This is a genomic window from Bacillus carboniphilus (assembly GCF_039522365.1).
GTDB classification, from domain to species: domain Bacteria; phylum Bacillota; class Bacilli; order Bacillales; family JC228; genus Bacillus_BF; species Bacillus_BF carboniphilus.
Map to the genome: position 1 here is coordinate 94,143 of NZ_BAAADJ010000061.1, position 15,756 is coordinate 109,898.

The 15,756-nt window shown below is 36.2% G+C and carries 20 protein-coding genes; 17 read left to right on the forward strand and 3 right to left on the reverse strand.

Annotated elements, in window-relative coordinates; genetic code table 11:
- Window positions 1–100 precede the first annotated feature (100 nt).
- The 9 genes from ABDZ91_RS18695 (at window position 101) to ABDZ91_RS18735 (ending at window position 8,310) form a co-directional block, all read left to right on the forward strand.
- The gene (locus ABDZ91_RS18695; RefSeq protein ID WP_343802418.1) at window positions 101–799 is read left to right on the forward strand and encodes a response regulator transcription factor; all 699 of its coding nucleotides are present in this window, start codon (window positions 101–103) and stop codon (window positions 797–799) included.
- Window positions 786–1,790 (forward strand): sensor histidine kinase, encoded by a 1,005-nt coding sequence (locus ABDZ91_RS18700; protein WP_343802421.1) that lies wholly within the window; start codon window positions 786–788, stop codon window positions 1,788–1,790. The genes ABDZ91_RS18695 and ABDZ91_RS18700 overlap by 14 nt, the downstream gene beginning before the upstream one ends.
- Before the next feature lie 84 nt (window positions 1,791–1,874).
- A complete protein-coding gene (locus tag ABDZ91_RS18705; protein ID WP_343802424.1) occupies window positions 1,875–2,558 on the forward strand; it encodes an ABC transporter ATP-binding protein in 684 nt (227 codons plus the stop codon).
- Window positions 2,555–5,158: an ABC transporter permease gene (locus ABDZ91_RS18710; protein ID WP_343802427.1), complete on the forward strand. Its 2,604-nt coding sequence runs from the start codon at window positions 2,555–2,557 to the stop codon at window positions 5,156–5,158. Before ABDZ91_RS18705 ends, ABDZ91_RS18710 begins: the two co-directional genes overlap by 4 nt.
- Before the next feature lie 206 nt (window positions 5,159–5,364).
- Entirely contained in the window at window positions 5,365–5,655 is a 291-nt protein-coding gene (locus ABDZ91_RS18715) for a hypothetical protein (protein ID WP_343802430.1), read from the forward strand.
- A 10-nt stretch (window positions 5,656–5,665) separates the two neighbouring features.
- Window positions 5,666–6,508 carry a P-loop NTPase family protein gene (locus ABDZ91_RS18720; RefSeq protein ID WP_343802433.1) on the forward strand — a complete coding sequence of 281 codons (843 nt, stop codon included), beginning with the start codon at window positions 5,666–5,668 and terminating at the stop codon, window positions 6,506–6,508.
- A 122-nt stretch (window positions 6,509–6,630) separates the two neighbouring features.
- Window positions 6,631–7,047, forward strand: a complete 417-nt coding sequence (locus ABDZ91_RS18725) for a VOC family protein (protein ID WP_343802436.1) — start codon at window positions 6,631–6,633, stop codon at window positions 7,045–7,047.
- A 119-nt stretch (window positions 7,048–7,166) separates the two neighbouring features.
- Window positions 7,167–7,415: a hypothetical protein gene (locus tag ABDZ91_RS18730; RefSeq protein ID WP_343802439.1), complete on the forward strand. Its 249-nt coding sequence runs from the start codon at window positions 7,167–7,169 to the stop codon at window positions 7,413–7,415.
- Window positions 7,416–7,497: 82 nt separating this feature from the next.
- The gene (locus tag ABDZ91_RS18735; protein ID WP_343802486.1) at window positions 7,498–8,310 is read left to right on the forward strand and encodes a PP2C family serine/threonine-protein phosphatase; all 813 of its coding nucleotides are present in this window, start codon (window positions 7,498–7,500) and stop codon (window positions 8,308–8,310) included.
- A gap of 108 nt (window positions 8,311–8,418) precedes the next feature.
- Here the strand turns inward: ABDZ91_RS18735 and ABDZ91_RS18740 are convergent, their stop codons facing one another.
- Window positions 8,419–8,916: a L,D-transpeptidase family protein gene (locus ABDZ91_RS18740; protein WP_343802442.1), complete on the reverse strand. Its 498-nt coding sequence runs from the start codon at window positions 8,914–8,916 to the stop codon at window positions 8,419–8,421.
- A 154-nt stretch (window positions 8,917–9,070) separates the two neighbouring features.
- On the opposite strand from ABDZ91_RS18740, the gene ABDZ91_RS18745 reads away from it, so the two are divergent.
- The 5 genes from ABDZ91_RS18745 (at window position 9,071) to ABDZ91_RS18765 (ending at window position 12,440) form a co-directional block, all read left to right on the forward strand.
- Window positions 9,071–9,454 (forward strand): MerR family transcriptional regulator, encoded by a 384-nt coding sequence (locus ABDZ91_RS18745; RefSeq protein WP_343802445.1) that lies wholly within the window; start codon window positions 9,071–9,073, stop codon window positions 9,452–9,454.
- A gap of 78 nt (window positions 9,455–9,532) precedes the next feature.
- Window positions 9,533–9,994 (forward strand): NUDIX hydrolase, encoded by a 462-nt coding sequence (locus ABDZ91_RS18750; RefSeq protein WP_343802447.1) that lies wholly within the window; start codon window positions 9,533–9,535, stop codon window positions 9,992–9,994.
- 23 nt (window positions 9,995–10,017) lie between these two features.
- Entirely contained in the window at window positions 10,018–10,944 is a 927-nt protein-coding gene (locus tag ABDZ91_RS18755) for a GNAT family N-acetyltransferase (protein ID WP_343802450.1), read from the forward strand.
- 76 nt (window positions 10,945–11,020) lie between these two features.
- A complete protein-coding gene (locus tag ABDZ91_RS18760; RefSeq protein WP_343802453.1) occupies window positions 11,021–11,755 on the forward strand; it encodes a hypothetical protein in 735 nt (244 codons plus the stop codon).
- 154 nt (window positions 11,756–11,909) lie between these two features.
- Window positions 11,910–12,440, forward strand: a complete 531-nt coding sequence (locus tag ABDZ91_RS18765; protein WP_343802455.1) for a DinB family protein — start codon at window positions 11,910–11,912, stop codon at window positions 12,438–12,440.
- A 119-nt stretch (window positions 12,441–12,559) separates the two neighbouring features.
- Here the strand turns inward: ABDZ91_RS18765 and ABDZ91_RS18770 are convergent, their stop codons facing one another.
- Window positions 12,560–13,003 carry a GNAT family N-acetyltransferase gene (locus ABDZ91_RS18770; protein ID WP_343802458.1) on the reverse strand — a complete coding sequence of 148 codons (444 nt, stop codon included), beginning with the start codon at window positions 13,001–13,003 and terminating at the stop codon, window positions 12,560–12,562.
- Window positions 13,004–13,095: 92 nt separating this feature from the next.
- Here ABDZ91_RS18770 and ABDZ91_RS18775 point away from each other — a divergent pair, with 92 nt between their 5' ends.
- The 3 genes from ABDZ91_RS18775 (at window position 13,096) to ABDZ91_RS18785 (ending at window position 14,837) form a co-directional block, all read left to right on the forward strand.
- Window positions 13,096–13,635: a hypothetical protein gene (locus tag ABDZ91_RS18775; RefSeq protein WP_343802460.1), complete on the forward strand. Its 540-nt coding sequence runs from the start codon at window positions 13,096–13,098 to the stop codon at window positions 13,633–13,635.
- 87 nt (window positions 13,636–13,722) lie between these two features.
- Window positions 13,723–14,301, forward strand: a complete 579-nt coding sequence (locus tag ABDZ91_RS18780) for a hypothetical protein (RefSeq protein ID WP_343802462.1) — start codon at window positions 13,723–13,725, stop codon at window positions 14,299–14,301.
- Window positions 14,302–14,303: 2 nt separating this feature from the next.
- Window positions 14,304–14,837, forward strand: coding sequence for a DinB family protein (locus ABDZ91_RS18785; protein ID WP_343802465.1), 534 nt, complete (start codon window positions 14,304–14,306; stop codon window positions 14,835–14,837).
- 445 nt (window positions 14,838–15,282) lie between these two features.
- Here the strand turns inward: ABDZ91_RS18785 and ABDZ91_RS18790 are convergent, their stop codons facing one another.
- On the reverse strand, window positions 15,283–15,483 hold the full coding sequence (locus ABDZ91_RS18790; protein WP_343802468.1) for a cold-shock protein: 201 nt from the start codon (window positions 15,481–15,483) through the stop codon (window positions 15,283–15,285).
- Between the last annotated feature and the right edge of the window lie 273 nt (window positions 15,484–15,756).

Here is a 15,756-nt window from a genome sequence, read left to right on the forward strand (position 1 = left end):
AAAATGTATGGTTGATTCTACCTTTTTTCGTTTTTACTTATGATTAGGCTTCTCTATAATAGAGATAGTCTCGTTTAATTTAAAGAAAAGGATGAGCGTGATGCGAATTTTATTAGTCGAGGATGATAAAACAATCGCCTCTGGGCTGGAGTATTCATTAACGCAAGAACAATATGCAATAAAGGTTTGTCATGATTTTATGTCGGCTAAAGAAATCATTTCAAATCATTTCGATAACATAGATTTGTTTTTATTTGACCTGTCTTTACCAGATGGTAGTGGGTACGATTTGTGCAAATGGGTCAAATCTTTGGGTGATAAACCTGTCATTTTTCTAACAGCAGTGGATGATGAAGTAAATGTAGTCATGGGGTTAGATATGGGAGCCGATGATTATATAACGAAACCGTTTCGGATTCGCGAACTGCTTTCAAGGATTAAGTCCGTATTGAGAAGGTATCAAAGACAGCATCCCGACCATTCTCTTATTCCTATTGGACCTGTACAGATTAACACGATGGAAGGTAAAGCATATAAAAATGGACGAGATGTAGGTTTAACAGCACTAGAATACCGCTTGTTTTTAATCTTTGCCAATCATAAAGGACAGATTTTATCACGAAGTCAGTTACTTGAACAAATCTGGGATGTTGCAGGTGACTTTGTTAATGACAATACGTTAACCGTTTATATAAAGCGGTTGCGTGAAAAATTAGAAGATAATCCTAGTCAACCTGTGATTATCAAGACAGTACGGGGTTTAGGTTACCGGTTAGGGGATATCGATGTTCAGAAATAAAGAAATCCGTTTTTTATTATATGTGCTGATTATAATCGCTTCTTTAGGCTCGATCATTTCAGGTGTATTTTTATCTGTAACAGCTGCAGCTTTCACCTTTTCAATCTCTGTCATGTTTATAATAGTGACTCTTTTCTTTACAAAATGGCGATACAAGGAAATTGAAAAGCTATCTGGTTATTTACGTGAAATTACTGCTGGGAACTATCGTTTGGACATCCGTGATAATAGTGAAGGCGAATTGAGTATTTTAAAAAATGATATATATAAAGTAACCCTCATGCTTTCTGAACAGAGAACACAACTAAAGAACGATAAAACTAAATTAACAGATGCCATATCTGACATTTCTCATCAGCTGAAAACACCTTTAACCTCTATGATGATGATGGTAGACTTTTTGCAGAATCCCCAATTAGAAGATGAGAAGCGTGAAGAGTTTACACGTAAAATCCATATGCAATTAGAAAGGATAGATTGGTTAGTATCCTCTTTATTGAAGTTATCGAAAATTGATGCTGGGACCGCTATTTTTAAAAATGAACCCATTCAAGTTAGTGAACTTATATCTAAATCCTTAGAACCAGTATTAGTACCTATGGATATAAAGGATCAAACCGTAACCATCCATGGCGATTCCTCTACTAACTTCAACGGAGATTTCAATTGGACTAGAGAAGCTATTATCAACATTCTAAAGAACTGTGTTGAGCATACCCCCGAGGGAGGAGCTATTACAATCGAGTTCCAAGAAAATGCCCTTTTTACAGGAATTACGATTACTGACACAGGTAAAGGAATTCCGAAACAAGAGCTCCCCTTTATTTTCAAACGATTCTACAAGGGGAAAAATGCTAACGATGACAGTGTAGGTATAGGATTAGCTATGGCTCACAGTATTATCACCAGCCAAAAAGGTTCTCTTGAAGTACAGAGTAAGGAAAAAGAAGGAACTCAATTCCATATTAAGTTTTATAAGCAAATTATTTAAGTGACAAATTTGTCATCTTGAAAGTCACTTTATAGTCATTTTAGACAGATAAACTGTACTTAACATCAAATTTGGAGGTTTCTTATGGATATTTTAAAAATCGAAAATCTGTCTAAAATTTATGGGAAAGGTGATACAGCAGTCAAGGCTTTAGATAACGTTTCATTTTCAGTAAAAAAAGGAGAGTTTGTCGCGATTATTGGTCCATCGGGTTCAGGAAAATCAACCCTTTTACACATGTTGGGAGGGGTTGATAGACCAACGAGCGGAAAGGTCCTAGTCGACCAAACCGACATTTATAACCTAAATGAAACGAAGCTAGCCATATTTAGAAGAAGACAAATCGGGTTAATCTATCAATTTTATAATTTAATTCCCGTTTTAACGGTAGAAGAGAATATAACGCTACCTTTATTATTGGATCAACATAAAGTCGACAAAAAGCAATTTAAAGATATTGTTAAAATGCTAAATATAGAAAACCGGTTAAACCATCTTCCCAATCAATTATCTGGTGGTCAACAGCAGAGAGTATCCATCGGCCGTGCTCTCATTACAAACCCTTCTATTATGCTGGCAGATGAACCGACAGGGAACTTGGATAGTAAGAACAGCAGTGAAATTATTGACTTGTTAAAAATGCTTAATAAAACTTACAATCAAACACTTATCGTAATCACACACGATGAACGAATCGCGATGCAAGCTGACCGAGTTATTTCCATTGAAGATGGTCAGATTGCAAAGGATGAGGTGATTCGTCCATGAACATCGTGAACAAACTGACCTTAAGACATTTAAAGCATAATAAGAAGCGCACACTCATTACCATTATTGGCGTCATAATCTCTGTTGCTATGGTAACAGCGGTTACCACACTCGGAACTTCTTTTATGGATTTATTTCAACGTCAGACAATTGCCAAATCTGGTGAATGGCATGTTCAATATCAGGATGTGACGAAGGAACAACTGCAAGCTATTAAAGATGACGACCAAACTGCTGCCGTTACCATTTCAAAAGATATAGGCTATGCACATCTTTTAGAAAGTAAAAATAAAAACAAACCGTATCTCTTTATTCGTGCCTACAATGAAACTGGTTATAAAAAGTTCCCTATTGAATTAAGCAGTGGGAGGCTACCAACGCAACCCAATGAAATTGTCATCTCGGACCATATATCAAGTAATGGAAAAGTGGACATTGAAATTGGTGATGTGCTGACACTTCAAGTTGGGAAGCGTCTTTTTGATTCAGATGAAGGATTGGATCAAAATACTCCACTTTTCAAGAATAATGAAAATACAGTAGTTGAGACATTTGAGTCAGAATCAACGATGTCTTTTACCGTCGTTGGAACGATTCAACGACCTGAGTGGGAACCTACTTGGGCACCTGGTTATACCGTTGTAACGTACACGGATGAAACTTATCTAGGTAAGAACGAAACCATAAATGCATCCGTTGTCGTGAAGAAGATTAACAAAGACCTTTTCAGCCAGGCTGAACAATTAGTGGTTCAAGAAAAGATTGACACTGTCAAGTTTAATAATGAGTTACTACGCTATTATGGAGTTATAAAGGACAATGGTTTGCGCACAACTCTGTTTTCTTTGTCGGCTATCATTATGCTCGTTATAATTGTGGGATCCGTATCGTTGATCTATAATGCATTCGCCATTTCAGTTTCTGAGAGATCTCGTCACTTAGGTATGCTTTCGAGTGTAGGTGCAACGAAAATCCAAAAGAGGAACTCCGTCTTTTTTGAAGGGGCAATCATCGGAGTTATAAGTATTCCAATAGGTATTATTAGTGGGTTAGCCGGAATTGGTGTAACCTTTTACTTTATTAACAATACCATTCATGGTGTTTTAGGTGTTTCAGAGCCACTTACTGTAAGTGTATCTGCATTTTCGATCTTGGCAGCTTGTGCCGTTTCAATTGTCACTATTTTTATTTCTACCTTCATTCCAGCTATACGAGCTTCAAAAGTATCTGCTATTGATGCCATTCGTCAAACTGCAGATGTAAAGCTCACGAGTAAAGCGGTTAAAACTTCAAAACTTGTTCGGAAAATATTTGGCCTTGAAGCGGAAATTGGATTGAAAAACTTGAAAAGAAATAAGCGGAGATATAACGCAACTGTTTTCTCACTTGTGATTAGTATTTTGCTTTTCCTTTCAGTATCATATTTTACGGATAGTTTAAAAAAGTCAGTTGTCCTTTCTCAGGACGGGATTAACTTCGATATCCAGGTAAATCTATACAATGCAAAGGACGAAGCTGTAAAGAATTTGTATGATTCAGTTTCAGCGATTGACCACGTAACGGAAATGAATCGCATCCAAACGTTCCATGCGACTACTTGGGTTAAGAAAGACAAAATGGCTGGCTCCTTACGAGAGATGGTTGAAAAGGATTCAAGTATGCTTTCTTCTGGTACGTACCCATATTACATGGATATATTAAGCCTTGATACAGAGAGCTTAGAAGAATTTGCTGAAAAAGCAGGTATTGCAACTGATGAGCTACTTGATCCAGAAGGAAAGAAAGCCATTATTGTAAATACAACAACCTATCAAGATATAGAGTTAAGAAAATATGTTGAAACGCAAATCCTCGATACTCAAGAGGGAGACCAACTCGAATTAGTCTATACAGACTTTGATAGTGGAGAAGAAAAACCATTAGGTAGCATTGAAGTAGCAGGATTAACTGACCAATTACCCATGGGAGTTAGGAATACCGGTCTCGGTGGAATCAATGTGATTGTGTCTGATGCAGTATTCGATCAATTAGTGACAGAAAATATAAATAGCGATAGCCAGAATTATATATATTTAAAAAGCTCCGATCCTATGAAGACACAAGAAGCTATTGAAGAAATCGGAAACACGATGGAAGAGCAGGTCTATGTGTACAATGTATACAAGTCCAGACAAAATGATGAACAAATGATTTTGTTCTTGTCCGTCTTTACGTATGGATTTATTGTTTTGATTACTTCCATCTCTGTTGCGAATATATTCAACACAATTTCAACGAGTATTTCTTTACGCAAACGTGAATTCGCTATGTTGAAGTCAGTGGGGATGACTCCAAAAGGCTTTAATAAAATGATCAATTATGAAAGCATTTTTTACGGAGTGAAAGCTTTACTATATGGTTTACCTATCAGTATTGCTGTCATGTATCTTCTATACCGCTCTTTATCGAATACCTTTGATTATTCCTTTACACTGCCGTGGGATAGTTTATTATTTACCGTTATCGCAGTCTTTCTTATTGTAAGTTCAGCGATGCTATATTCAAGTTCCAAAGTCAAAAAGGAAAATATTATCGATGCTTTGAAGCAAGAAAATATATAGGATTTGAAAGGCATGCAGGAGGAATTCCTGTGTGTCTTTTATTATTATCAGTTATCAATGGGAGATTCGGAGATTTAACACCCTATTTAATAAAACTTGAAAAGGATGTAGGGACACCTTTTGGCTTTTTCCAGGAAAAATAAAGGAAAATAGAATAAATCAATAGAATGAAATAAAGAGATAGGTCAATCTTGGAGGAAGATTCGGTGAAGAAACGATGGAAAATAATAGCTATTCTTTTACTTGCATGTCTTTGTTTGTTTTTATTTACAAATCCAAATACCAGTGATTATGAAGTATTTTCAACGGACAAGTATGGGGAGGCTCCAACAGATTTGCCTCTAGAAATTGAAAGAGTCAATTTCTTTCTTTTTTCAACCTATACCCCTGTCATCGCTTCTGAACATGGTATTACACACCTTGGTATAGTGGGGCAGTTTTTCCAAATATCTGATGGACAATTTGATTACCCATGGTGGTTAGAGTTATTCAATTAAGGAGAGAAATATGAATTCAAAACTTATATTAGTGGAAGGGCTACCTGGATCAGGTAAGTCCACTACTGCAAGGTTATTTCAAGAAATTTTAATAGAAGAGGGCATAAAAAATGAGCTGTACATAGAGGGAAACCTCGATCATCCTGCTGATTATGATGCTGTTTCCTTTTTCACAGAGGATGAATGGCTGCAACTTCTCAACAGTAGTTGTGAACTTAAAGAAGCATTAGTAAATAATGTAGAGCAAAAGGACAATGGTTACTTCCTTTCCTATGGAAAAATGATATATAGACAGGGAATAAAAATACCTGATGCCTTATTTAATCGCATTTTCAAACATGATATTTACGAGTTGCCATTAGAGAAAAACATCGAGTTAATAACCAATAGATGGGCCAATTTTGCATCCCATGCCATACAATCAGATACAACCTATATATTTGAATGTTGCTTTATCCAAAACCCAGTTACTGTGGGAATGTTGAAATATAATGCCACTAAAACAACTGTAATGAATTATGTCCAAGGGCTTGAAGAAGCCATTGTGAAACTAAATCCAATCGTAGTTTACGTAGACCAAGCTGATATCTCCCATTCATTCGGGAATGCTGTGAAGGAAAGGCCGAAAGAATGGTTTAACGGATTTGTTGAGTACTATACAGGGCAAGGGTTTGGAAAAGTAAATGGCTATGAAGATTACGAAGGAACTTTGAAAGTGCTTGAAGCAAGAAAAGAATTAGAAGCTGAAATCTTTCATTCATTAAAAGTGGAGAAGGTTTTGCTCGATAATTCGGCGTTTAATAAAAAAATGTTTAGAAAAAGATTAGTAGAGATTGTTAAAGAAAGTATTTAGGTTAAACAGGTCACTGATTACAGTTTCAGTGGCCTTTTCGAATGAAGGATAAAAATGGGAATAGCAGAAGGAAATCCAATCTTTTTGTCGAAATTAGTAGACAACCAAAGAGGAGGAATAATATGAACGACACATTATTAAGAGTAGGAACAACCTACATTCCTGTTCAGGATGTTAAACAAGCAAGCCAATGGTATGTTGAAAAACTAGGTGCTACGCTTAATTATCAGGACGATGATAAGGCTATCTTAAACTTTGCAAACCAAAGCTTTTTCTTGGTTCATTCATCAAGGGAACAAAGTTCTAACTTTATGGATCAACATGGAAATGAACGTTTTTCCATGACATTTGAAGTAAATGGACTTGAAACACTAGAAAGAATACATAAACAATATAAAGAACTTGGCATTGAAGTTGGTGAAATCGAAAACCGTGGTCATGCTGGGCGAAATTTCGTATTTACGGATATAAGTGGAAACAAGTTTGATGTGTGGAGTGAACTAAGTCCACAATTTAAAGAGAAATATAATATCAAGTAAAAGGGAACGGACTTTTTCAAGAAGTCCGTTTTTATTTAAAGGAGATGGTTTATGTGTGTGGGATTAGAGGCTGAAAATATGGAGAGAGATCAAGGCATGCCATTGCAGCTGGGTGGTATATGGAGCAAGGATTTCCTCCCAACCATCCTGGTGATTGGGCAAGAATAGAAGGAGAAAGAAGTATCTTGAATCCAACTCAGTTAACACTTCTAGAAAGCTGGGAGTGTTCTAGGGACGCTGATCAAATCATGGATACCTTGAAGAATATGATACCTGAGTTTAAAGGAGTCCATCAAACACTGGCAGAGATAGTAGAGGTAGACACTCAAACAGAGTGGGTGGATACAATACTCTCAAAAGTTTTATAGAATCCAACTGAAGATTATCTAGTTAAATACATAATGAAGAGGTATTGTTTTGGAAGAAAAATATATTAAAAGCTTTAACCATATGAATAAAGCTACCAATACTAAAGATTATCATTGGGTCGGGAGTCAAAAACATTTTGTAGATGAAATTGATATCCATAACATAAATGACATTGTATTAGGGCGTTTTGGTGGAAATTCAACTGCTGGACAGAATAAAAATGAAGATGGGTGCATCGTCTGGGTAAATGAGTATATTGGATATGAGTTCGTAGTACTTTTAGATGCACATCAGACAGCTGAAAGTGCAGAATTAGTGTTAGCTACCATTCAATCCCTTGAAGATGACGTAAAGAGCTCATTGACCCTTTCACCTCGAGAATCATTCGATCGTTTATACAAATTACTCTTAAGCACTTTTGAAAGCAGAAGTTTTAAAGAGGCTTGTAAAAGGGTTCAAGGGGAAACCGCATGTTTATGTGCGGTGAGAAAGGATAAATATCTTTGGTGGTTTTCGGTTGGAGACTGTATCCTCTACTTAAACCATCCAGAGCTATCAGATTTAAATGAGTATCAACAAAATCACCGCAGCTTTTATGAATGGATTGGAAAAGTGAACACATTTGAACTAGAAGTACCCTGCTTCAGTACAGGTACAAAAGAGCTTAGGCAGGGAAGAAATCATATACTATTAACTACAGATGGGCTTGTCGAATGCCCGAATGTAGATTTTTCAAATCCAAAGAAAATATTTAAAACATTTGTAGAGGTTACGAATGAGGGAGGCGTCTTGATCTTGTTGAAAGAAATACAAAATCAAAATGTCCGAGATAGCACGACCATTATATCGTGGTTTGTTGATATTGATAAAGCAGGAAGTCAACCAAGCAAGTGAGGTTTTTAAACTTCCGGAAAGTTTGGGGAAGAAGAAAGAGCATCTGATTGCTTTGCAATGAAATGCTCGATTGGAATATTTAATTTAACTTCGTGGCTTTTGTTTTTACTATGGTCGAATCGAGACGCTCGTTCCAATTGGTACCGTTCGAGCTAACTCCTCTACATGCTGGTTGTGCATCCGAATACAACCCTTTGAAACAGCTTTACCAATAGAAGATGGATTGTTTGTACCGTGAATTCCATAGCTTTTTTTGGACAGAGACATCCACATGGTTCCAAAGGGACCACCTGGATTTGGAGCTTTGTTAATAATAACAAAGTCACCAACTGGGGTTTGATTAAGAACCCGACCAACTGCTATTGGATATGTTTTGACAACGGTATTATTTTTAAATAAAGTCAAGGTTCTCTTACTTGTTGATACTTTTATAGAGTAAGGGGTATGGCTAGGGTCAGGTAAATTAGGAATGGTAATGGCTTGACCTACCATTATCATATTGGGATTCGAGATATTATTCGCTCTCACTAATGTAGCAAAGGGAACTCGATAATCTTCAGAAATAGACCAGAGGGTTTCTCCAGGCTTAACTATATGTTGATACATGATAACCTCCAAGTATGATCTGGCTATGTTTTATCATATGAAGACAATTGGATTTGGAAACTAGTCGACCAGATCATTTTCCTGATTAGCTGGTAAAATGATATGGGTTTTTATGGTAAAGTAAAAGATAAGTTAATAATAAGGGGGAATCAACATGAACAACAAAAACATAGGGGTTATTGTCCTAGGAATCTCGATGATTATCAGTTCCTTTTTCATTGCAAGTGCCATTGATAGGATTTATATTCCCGACTTTGACTTTTCAGGGAATGCGATTGCAGGTGCTATTTATAGTTTAAATGACCAAGAACAACCTTCAGACCAGAATAAAATAGACTATAGAGGAACGAGTTATTTTTATCAATCAGATCTTGCAGAGTACTTAGGAATGGAATACAGTGATTTAAAAGAATTACTTGAAAAAGAGGAATTTGACATCCCATATATAAAAATCAATACTCAATATATTTTTTATAAGGATGCTGTGGACCAATGGTTGTTAGAAAAGCAGGCTTCCTTTTCAGTAGGGGATTCTTAATGAATAATCCTCCTAAAATCAGTGAATTAGCCTACTCTTTTGTATGGTATAATTTGCTAGAGCAAGGAGGTTTTACACGTGGGCTATATTGAGGATTTAAGAAAGATTGTCGGGCACAGACCGCTCATTTTTGTTGGATCTGTTGTTGTGATGGCGGATGAGAGAGGTCGGATTTTATTACAACAACGGAAATTCCCAAAAGGAAAATGGGGGATACCAGGTGGTTTGATGGAACTGAGGGAATCTACAGAGGACGTTGCCAGACGTGAAGTTTATGAAGAAACAGGCTTAACTGTCAAAGAATTAAATTTAATCAATGTATACTCTGGACCCGATCAATTTATTAAAGCAGAGAATGGTGATGAGTTTTATGTAGTAACGGTTGCTTACTACACGACTCAATTCGAAGGAACCTTTAAAATGGATCGGTCAGAATCTATAAAATTTGAGTATTTTGAACCTGAACAACTACCAGAAAACATTGTAAAAAGTCATAAAACCATCTTGAAAGACTATTTCAAGATGAAAAATAACAATTGAATACCTATAGCGAGGTGCCCTTTTTGAACACGATTTTAAATACGAAATATTTCATTCGAAACTATCAAGAACAAGATGCTGAACAAATTGCGAAAATGGACTTTGTGAATATGCTCGCTTATAAATACAACGGTGACTATGTAGCTGAAAATATTTATTGTGTGGTAGATTCTGATGAAACTGTCTATGGCGCTGGGCACCTTGAACCGGACCAGACATGGTTTCTAATTGAAAAAGAAGGGCAACCTTCCAACTTTGTATACAAATTAAACCTTCAATTGTACTTTAACGAGGATCATGAAATTCCAATAGATGTACAGAATGCTTTGTATGAGACTCTATTGAATCGTGCGACAGAAATCAAATCGCAATATCCTGATAAAAAAGTACGACTTAGTCATACGATTCATTATGAAGATCTTGAAGAAATGGATTATTTTCTTTCAAAAGGCTTTGTGGTCGAAAGAAATCATATGATTATGAAACGTGATTTAACAGAAGACATTCCCGAAGTTACCATTCCAGATTCTATTAAAATCGTAAACTGGAAAATGGAAACCGAAGCTGAAGAAGAGAAATATTTGCTCGCAGCAGCCGAGGGTGATGATGAAGGAGTAACTTGGAGTCTTAATCGCCTTCGTTGGACAAAAGCTGGTGGAGAATGGGATACCTTTACTGCCTTTGCAGGGGATCAAGTTGTTGGGAGTGTCATGACTTGGGGACTAGGTGCTGAAAGAAGTGCTACTGAAAGTATATTTGTTTTACCGGAGTGGAGACGGCAGGGGATTGCAAAAGCGGTCATTACGGAGAGTCTTAAGTTTCTAAAAAGTAAGGGAAAGAAAGAGGCAACACTTGGAGTGTTTGGTGAGAATGAAAAAGCCATTCCTTTGTATTTGTCTCTGGGTTATAAGATGTTTTTTATTATTATTGAGTTTGGAAGAGATATTTAGTACTGACTAGATATAATAGTTCTCAAATTATAATGAATCGACATCAAGCCCCCACAAAATGGGAGGAGAGAATGAGATGCATTATATCGTTTTAGGTATGTTATTTGTACTATTTCTAATTGTTGTCATTAGGGAAAAAAAAGAGAAGGAAAAGTTCTTTTGGCTAAAAATTCTTCTTTTCTTTTTATCTTTTTTGCTGACGTTGAATATAAGTTCCATTAGGCTTCCATTAGGGATTGTCATTGCATTTTTTATTATTATTAAATTTACAAAACTGAATAAATCGATTAAGAAGTTGACTTTACTTTTCTCACTAATTGGCTTTATAGTCCTTTATTATTTAATACCACCCCTAGAATTCAATCAAGCAAAGTATTCAAGTGATATTTACAATCAACTTAATCGATTTAAAGTAGTGGAAGAATTTTCACATTTCTCAAATGAAGCTCCCATACAAGAGGAGATGCATGCCTATAGTGAAGGAGAGCAATCTCCCCAACTTTATATGATTGTAGCATACGTTTTAAAAGACAAAGAAATTCCTATAAAAAGTAAGAAATGGTTGAAATATGATGCGCACCGAGAACTTGACTTTGATTGGTCATCACACACCCTTTCAACTGAAAGTAGACAGATTTCAGACAAAATATCCGAGTCATACGGAACCTCTTGGGAAGTGTATTTTAGATTTAACCAAACTGGAGAAGAGTACCTTGCTTATTTTAAAAGGGAAGATGATGTAGTATATTTGAAGTATGTTATTAAAGGGAAGTTTAAACAAGGGCAAGAGCCAAGATCAATCTTCTTTTAACTAAAAAAATGGTAAAAGGGCAAAGCTGATTGAATCAGTTTGCCCTTTTTATATGGTCAATTAAATTATACCATTTTCATCCAAAAAATATCAGTCTATATTTTATAAAGAATTATAGATAATCTAAAGACTGACTTTGAGAGGGGATGAGAGGATGTTGGATTTTAGGGTAACGGCAAAAGAAGGTTATGACAGAAAAATTGGTGAACTTGTATCTATGTTGGAGTATACCAGGGCAGTAACGCTGGAGGAAATTTCAAGTTTTACGCTTTCAGAATTAGATTTTATTGCCTATGAAGGTGCTAATACAATCGGCGGTCTCCTCCAGCATATAAATTTCATTGAATTTGTACATCAACTCATTTCATTTGAAGACAGAGATATGAATGAACAAGAGCAAGTTGAATGGGGGGCAGCATGGGAGTTAGGGGACAGAGCTAGAGAAGAAATCAGAGGAAACATTATAGAGTATTATTTAGACAATCTAGCTAAAACCCGAGAAAAAACGCTGCGATTACTACAATCCAAAACTGATGATTGGTTGTTTGAAGAAAATAAGTGGGATAATGGCGTTTCCTATAATCATTACTGGCTTTGGTATCACGTAATGGAGGACGAAATTAGTCATCGTGGGCAAATACGGGTACTAAAGAGAATGATAGAGAATCATAAGATTACATTGTGATTTGATTATAGTAGGTGGGTGTTAATTCGATTTTGTGACTAGAACTGTATCATTAAGTGATAACGGGCATCATAGCAGTTGAATGATGCCCATTTTCATTATCAGCAACAAAACGTACCCTAAAATAAATAAACAGCCAACTGCTCACCCCATGGGGCAATTTCCGTCTCTACAAAACCTGCTTTTTTATAGGCAAATTTTGCACCATCATTTTCAGGATGGTAACCTATCATAATCCGGTCGTGACCTTCATCTTTCAGTTGTCTAATCGTCTCAATAACGCAGTTAACTGCTTCGCTTCCATACCCTTTTCCTTGAAATCTTTCGTCAATCATCAATCTATAAATCCAATAGTTCCCATCATCCGGATCAATACCAAACATTGCAAAACCTATCATTTCCTCATTATGGTACACACCCATTGCTTGAAAGTTCTTTAAAAACTGAACCTCCGCAATAGAATATAGATTAGAAGCAATAAAGCTTTGCTGCTCAGTATGAACCTTCAATGAAATAGCATCTTCCCAATTCGTAAGGTCAATTTTCCGTAAAGAAATCTGCATATTGGCACCTTTTTTCTGTTAAAATTTAGTAATAAGCTAATTATACGCGCTGAAAACGGTTTAATAAAGGTTAAAATTATAGGAGGAAGCGTATGCCAATTGTATGGAGAACAGTTCATCTACCAAACTACGTCTTTTTTGTATTTATAGCTCTAGGGGCTCTTGCGTTGTTAATTCCAGCCATTCTTCAGTTTGAAGGGAGTGCAGGTCCAAATGACTCGTCCATCCCTATTGTGGAAGTAGGACAAGATAATGAAACTGAAGCGAAAGTAGAAAATGTCGATCAAGCTTTATTTATCCTCAAGGAAGAACTAGATTTAGGGATGACACAAGACGAAGTATTAGCGTACTTTGGAGCAGGCTACAAAGAAGTACTTTCAGGGATGGAAGATGATAATCAATGGCGATATGATATTGGAACAATCGAAGGCTATTCATATGAAGAGGAATATGATTTTGCGGATATGGATGGAATGTTGAATGGGTTGGTCCAAATGCATATCTGGTTAACTTGGGATGAGCAATGGACGTTAAAAAACTATTCAGCTCTCTTTGTAAACCAATTGGATGGAAGAATCTACGAATATCGGAAGTTTGAAGATGGTGGGGAGAAGGAGAATCCCATTAACTGATAGTTAGTTCGAAATTGGCAATACTAAGACATTGAGTGTATGGACTGCTAATGTTTAACTATCTTTAAGAAGGTAAGGTGGCAGCGGTTGAAGATGTTCCATAAGCATAAAAAACAGATTTTTTTCATAATTTTAATCATATCTATATCATCTATATTTCTTAATTTTTATCAGTTTAATAGGATTAGAGATTATCAAAGTGCTAAGGGGGCAGATTATTTAACCACCGCAAGAACCCTATACCACCAATTATCCAATAATTACGTTGATTATTGGGAGAAGGTAGTAACTGAAGATGAATCAGCTTCTAATAGTTTAAGTTTTCATCTTGGAAAGTACGAAAGGTTTAAATGGCAATTAAACCAAGGTGGAGGACTAGTATTTTCATTACTACGGAATGAACTTAGTGTTTTAGGGAGGCAGTTAGGAAAATTAGATGGACAGGTAAAACTAGGAAACGACGTGAAAGAGTTAAAGAATAGTATGGAAACTAGAAGGTCTTTTATTATTGACACTTTAACTCATATAGAGGCACAGTTAGGCGAGGATACCAGGAAATGGTATGTCCAGCTTTCAGATTTCGATTCTGAAACGTCTCAATGGTTTTGGAAGAGATTCAAAGAATACGAAGAAAAAATGTACTTAACTCAAAGTAGAGGTGATTAAAGATGCTCACACGCCCAACTCCAGGCGAGTACAATCCTTATTACAAAAACTATGTAAACCTTGTTCCTGATGGCGATCTACTAGAAACACTATCAGACCAAATCAACAAAACGGTTAAGCTGGTAAGAACTTTAAACGAAAAGCAGTGTCTTTTCCGATACGGGCCAGACAAATGGAGTATCAAGCAAGTCATCGGTCATGTTACGGACACTGAGAGAATAATGGGCTATCGGATGCTTTGCATTGCAAGAGGGGAGACAGTAGCATTACCAGGCTATGACGACCAATTATATATTCAGCATGCTTCATTTGAAAGCCAGTCTATGGAAGAATTAACAGATCATCTTGTAGCCGTAAGACAATCAACCATTCAACTGATTAAGAGCATGGATGAAGATGCATGGTTGAGAAAAGGAAACGCAAATGATGATGTTATCTCGGTTCGTGCTTTAGGCTGTATTATCATTGGGCATGAGATTCATCACAGAAATATAGTCAAGGAGCGCTATCTCAATTCCCATAATTATCCTATATAGATAAGTGATTCAAAGTAATTCAGTAACCTGCTTTCAGGAAATCAATTAGGTAAAATTACACATTTAAGGCAAATTAAAAATTTACCAATCCATGCTCTATAAAACTATGTTATAATAAGATAAACCATTTTCTTTACAGTCTATATATAAACCAACTCCCTATGTGAGTTGGTTTTTTTATGTCTATTTTTAGGTGAAGGTAGGGGAAAAGGATTAAACGGACATCCAGATTCATGTATGGTTACCGTTTTACGTGTAAATAGACAATACTGGGCATCATTACGCGTATGGGACCATTCTTCATACTAGAGAGGCAAAACAGGCACCATTGGATCACTATGACCACCTGCTCGATCTTGTAAGCAAATAAACCCATAGAATCATGTTACATTAAACAACAAAAAAGCAGACCCCATAAGAGTCTGCTTGTTGGCTTTAAACTAAATTATGCTTTTTGAACGTTAGCTGCTTGTGGTCCACGAGCGCCTTGTTCTACGTCGAAAGTCACTGTTTGACCTTCTTCAAGAGTTTTGAAGCCTTCGCCTTGGATAGCTGAGAAGTGAACGAATACATCGTCTCCGCCTTCGCGCTCGATGAATCCGAAACCTTTTTCTGCGTTAAACCATTTTACTTTACCGTTTTCCATTATTGTTGCCTCCTAGTGTGTTTTACACACAATGTATTACTATTCTTGCTCAAAGTGATATCCAGGCGAAAAGCGAATTGCATATTCTTCCTTTACATATACCGAACAAAAATAATTCTTCTTAAGAATAACAGATGACGTTTAAAATAGCAAGTATCTGTAAAAAGTCGATTGAGTCAAGTTTTAGTGGGTGAAAAATTCACCTATAAAATTTAATAGATTTTGTTATAGAAACTTCTCTCTATTCGTATGTGTTTGTAAGCGTTTTCCATT

Excerpts from the sequence above, each read along its gene's own strand:
- ABDZ91_RS18695 (WP_343802418.1), top strand. The coding sequence starts at position 101 with ATGCGAATTTTATTAGTCGAGGATGATAAAACAATCGCCTCTGGGCTG.
- ABDZ91_RS18700 (WP_343802421.1), top strand. The coding sequence starts at position 786 with ATGTTCAGAAATAAAGAAATCCGTTTTTTATTATATGTGCTGATTATA.
- ABDZ91_RS18705 (WP_343802424.1), top strand. The coding sequence starts at position 1,875 with ATGGATATTTTAAAAATCGAAAATCTGTCTAAAATTTATGGGAAAGGT.
- ABDZ91_RS18710 (WP_343802427.1), top strand. The coding sequence starts at position 2,555 with ATGAACATCGTGAACAAACTGACCTTAAGACATTTAAAGCATAATAAG.
- ABDZ91_RS18720 (WP_343802433.1), top strand. The coding sequence starts at position 5,666 with ATGAATTCAAAACTTATATTAGTGGAAGGGCTACCTGGATCAGGTAAG.
- ABDZ91_RS18725 (WP_343802436.1), top strand. The coding sequence starts at position 6,631 with ATGAACGACACATTATTAAGAGTAGGAACAACCTACATTCCTGTTCAG.
- ABDZ91_RS18730 (WP_343802439.1), top strand. The coding sequence starts at position 7,167 with ATGGAGCAAGGATTTCCTCCCAACCATCCTGGTGATTGGGCAAGAATA.
- ABDZ91_RS18735 (WP_343802486.1), top strand. The coding sequence starts at position 7,498 with ATGAATAAAGCTACCAATACTAAAGATTATCATTGGGTCGGGAGTCAA.
- ABDZ91_RS18740 (WP_343802442.1), bottom strand. The coding sequence starts at position 8,916 with ATGTATCAACATATAGTTAAGCCTGGAGAAACCCTCTGGTCTATTTCT.
- ABDZ91_RS18745 (WP_343802445.1), top strand. The coding sequence starts at position 9,071 with ATGAACAACAAAAACATAGGGGTTATTGTCCTAGGAATCTCGATGATT.
- ABDZ91_RS18760 (WP_343802453.1), top strand. The coding sequence starts at position 11,021 with ATGCATTATATCGTTTTAGGTATGTTATTTGTACTATTTCTAATTGTT.
- ABDZ91_RS18765 (WP_343802455.1), top strand. The coding sequence starts at position 11,910 with ATGTTGGATTTTAGGGTAACGGCAAAAGAAGGTTATGACAGAAAAATT.
- ABDZ91_RS18770 (WP_343802458.1), bottom strand. The coding sequence starts at position 13,003 with ATGCAGATTTCTTTACGGAAAATTGACCTTACGAATTGGGAAGATGCT.
- ABDZ91_RS18775 (WP_343802460.1), top strand. The coding sequence starts at position 13,096 with ATGCCAATTGTATGGAGAACAGTTCATCTACCAAACTACGTCTTTTTT.
- ABDZ91_RS18785 (WP_343802465.1), top strand. The coding sequence starts at position 14,304 with ATGCTCACACGCCCAACTCCAGGCGAGTACAATCCTTATTACAAAAAC.
- ABDZ91_RS18790 (WP_343802468.1), bottom strand. The coding sequence starts at position 15,483 with ATGGAAAACGGTAAAGTAAAATGGTTTAACGCAGAAAAAGGTTTCGGA.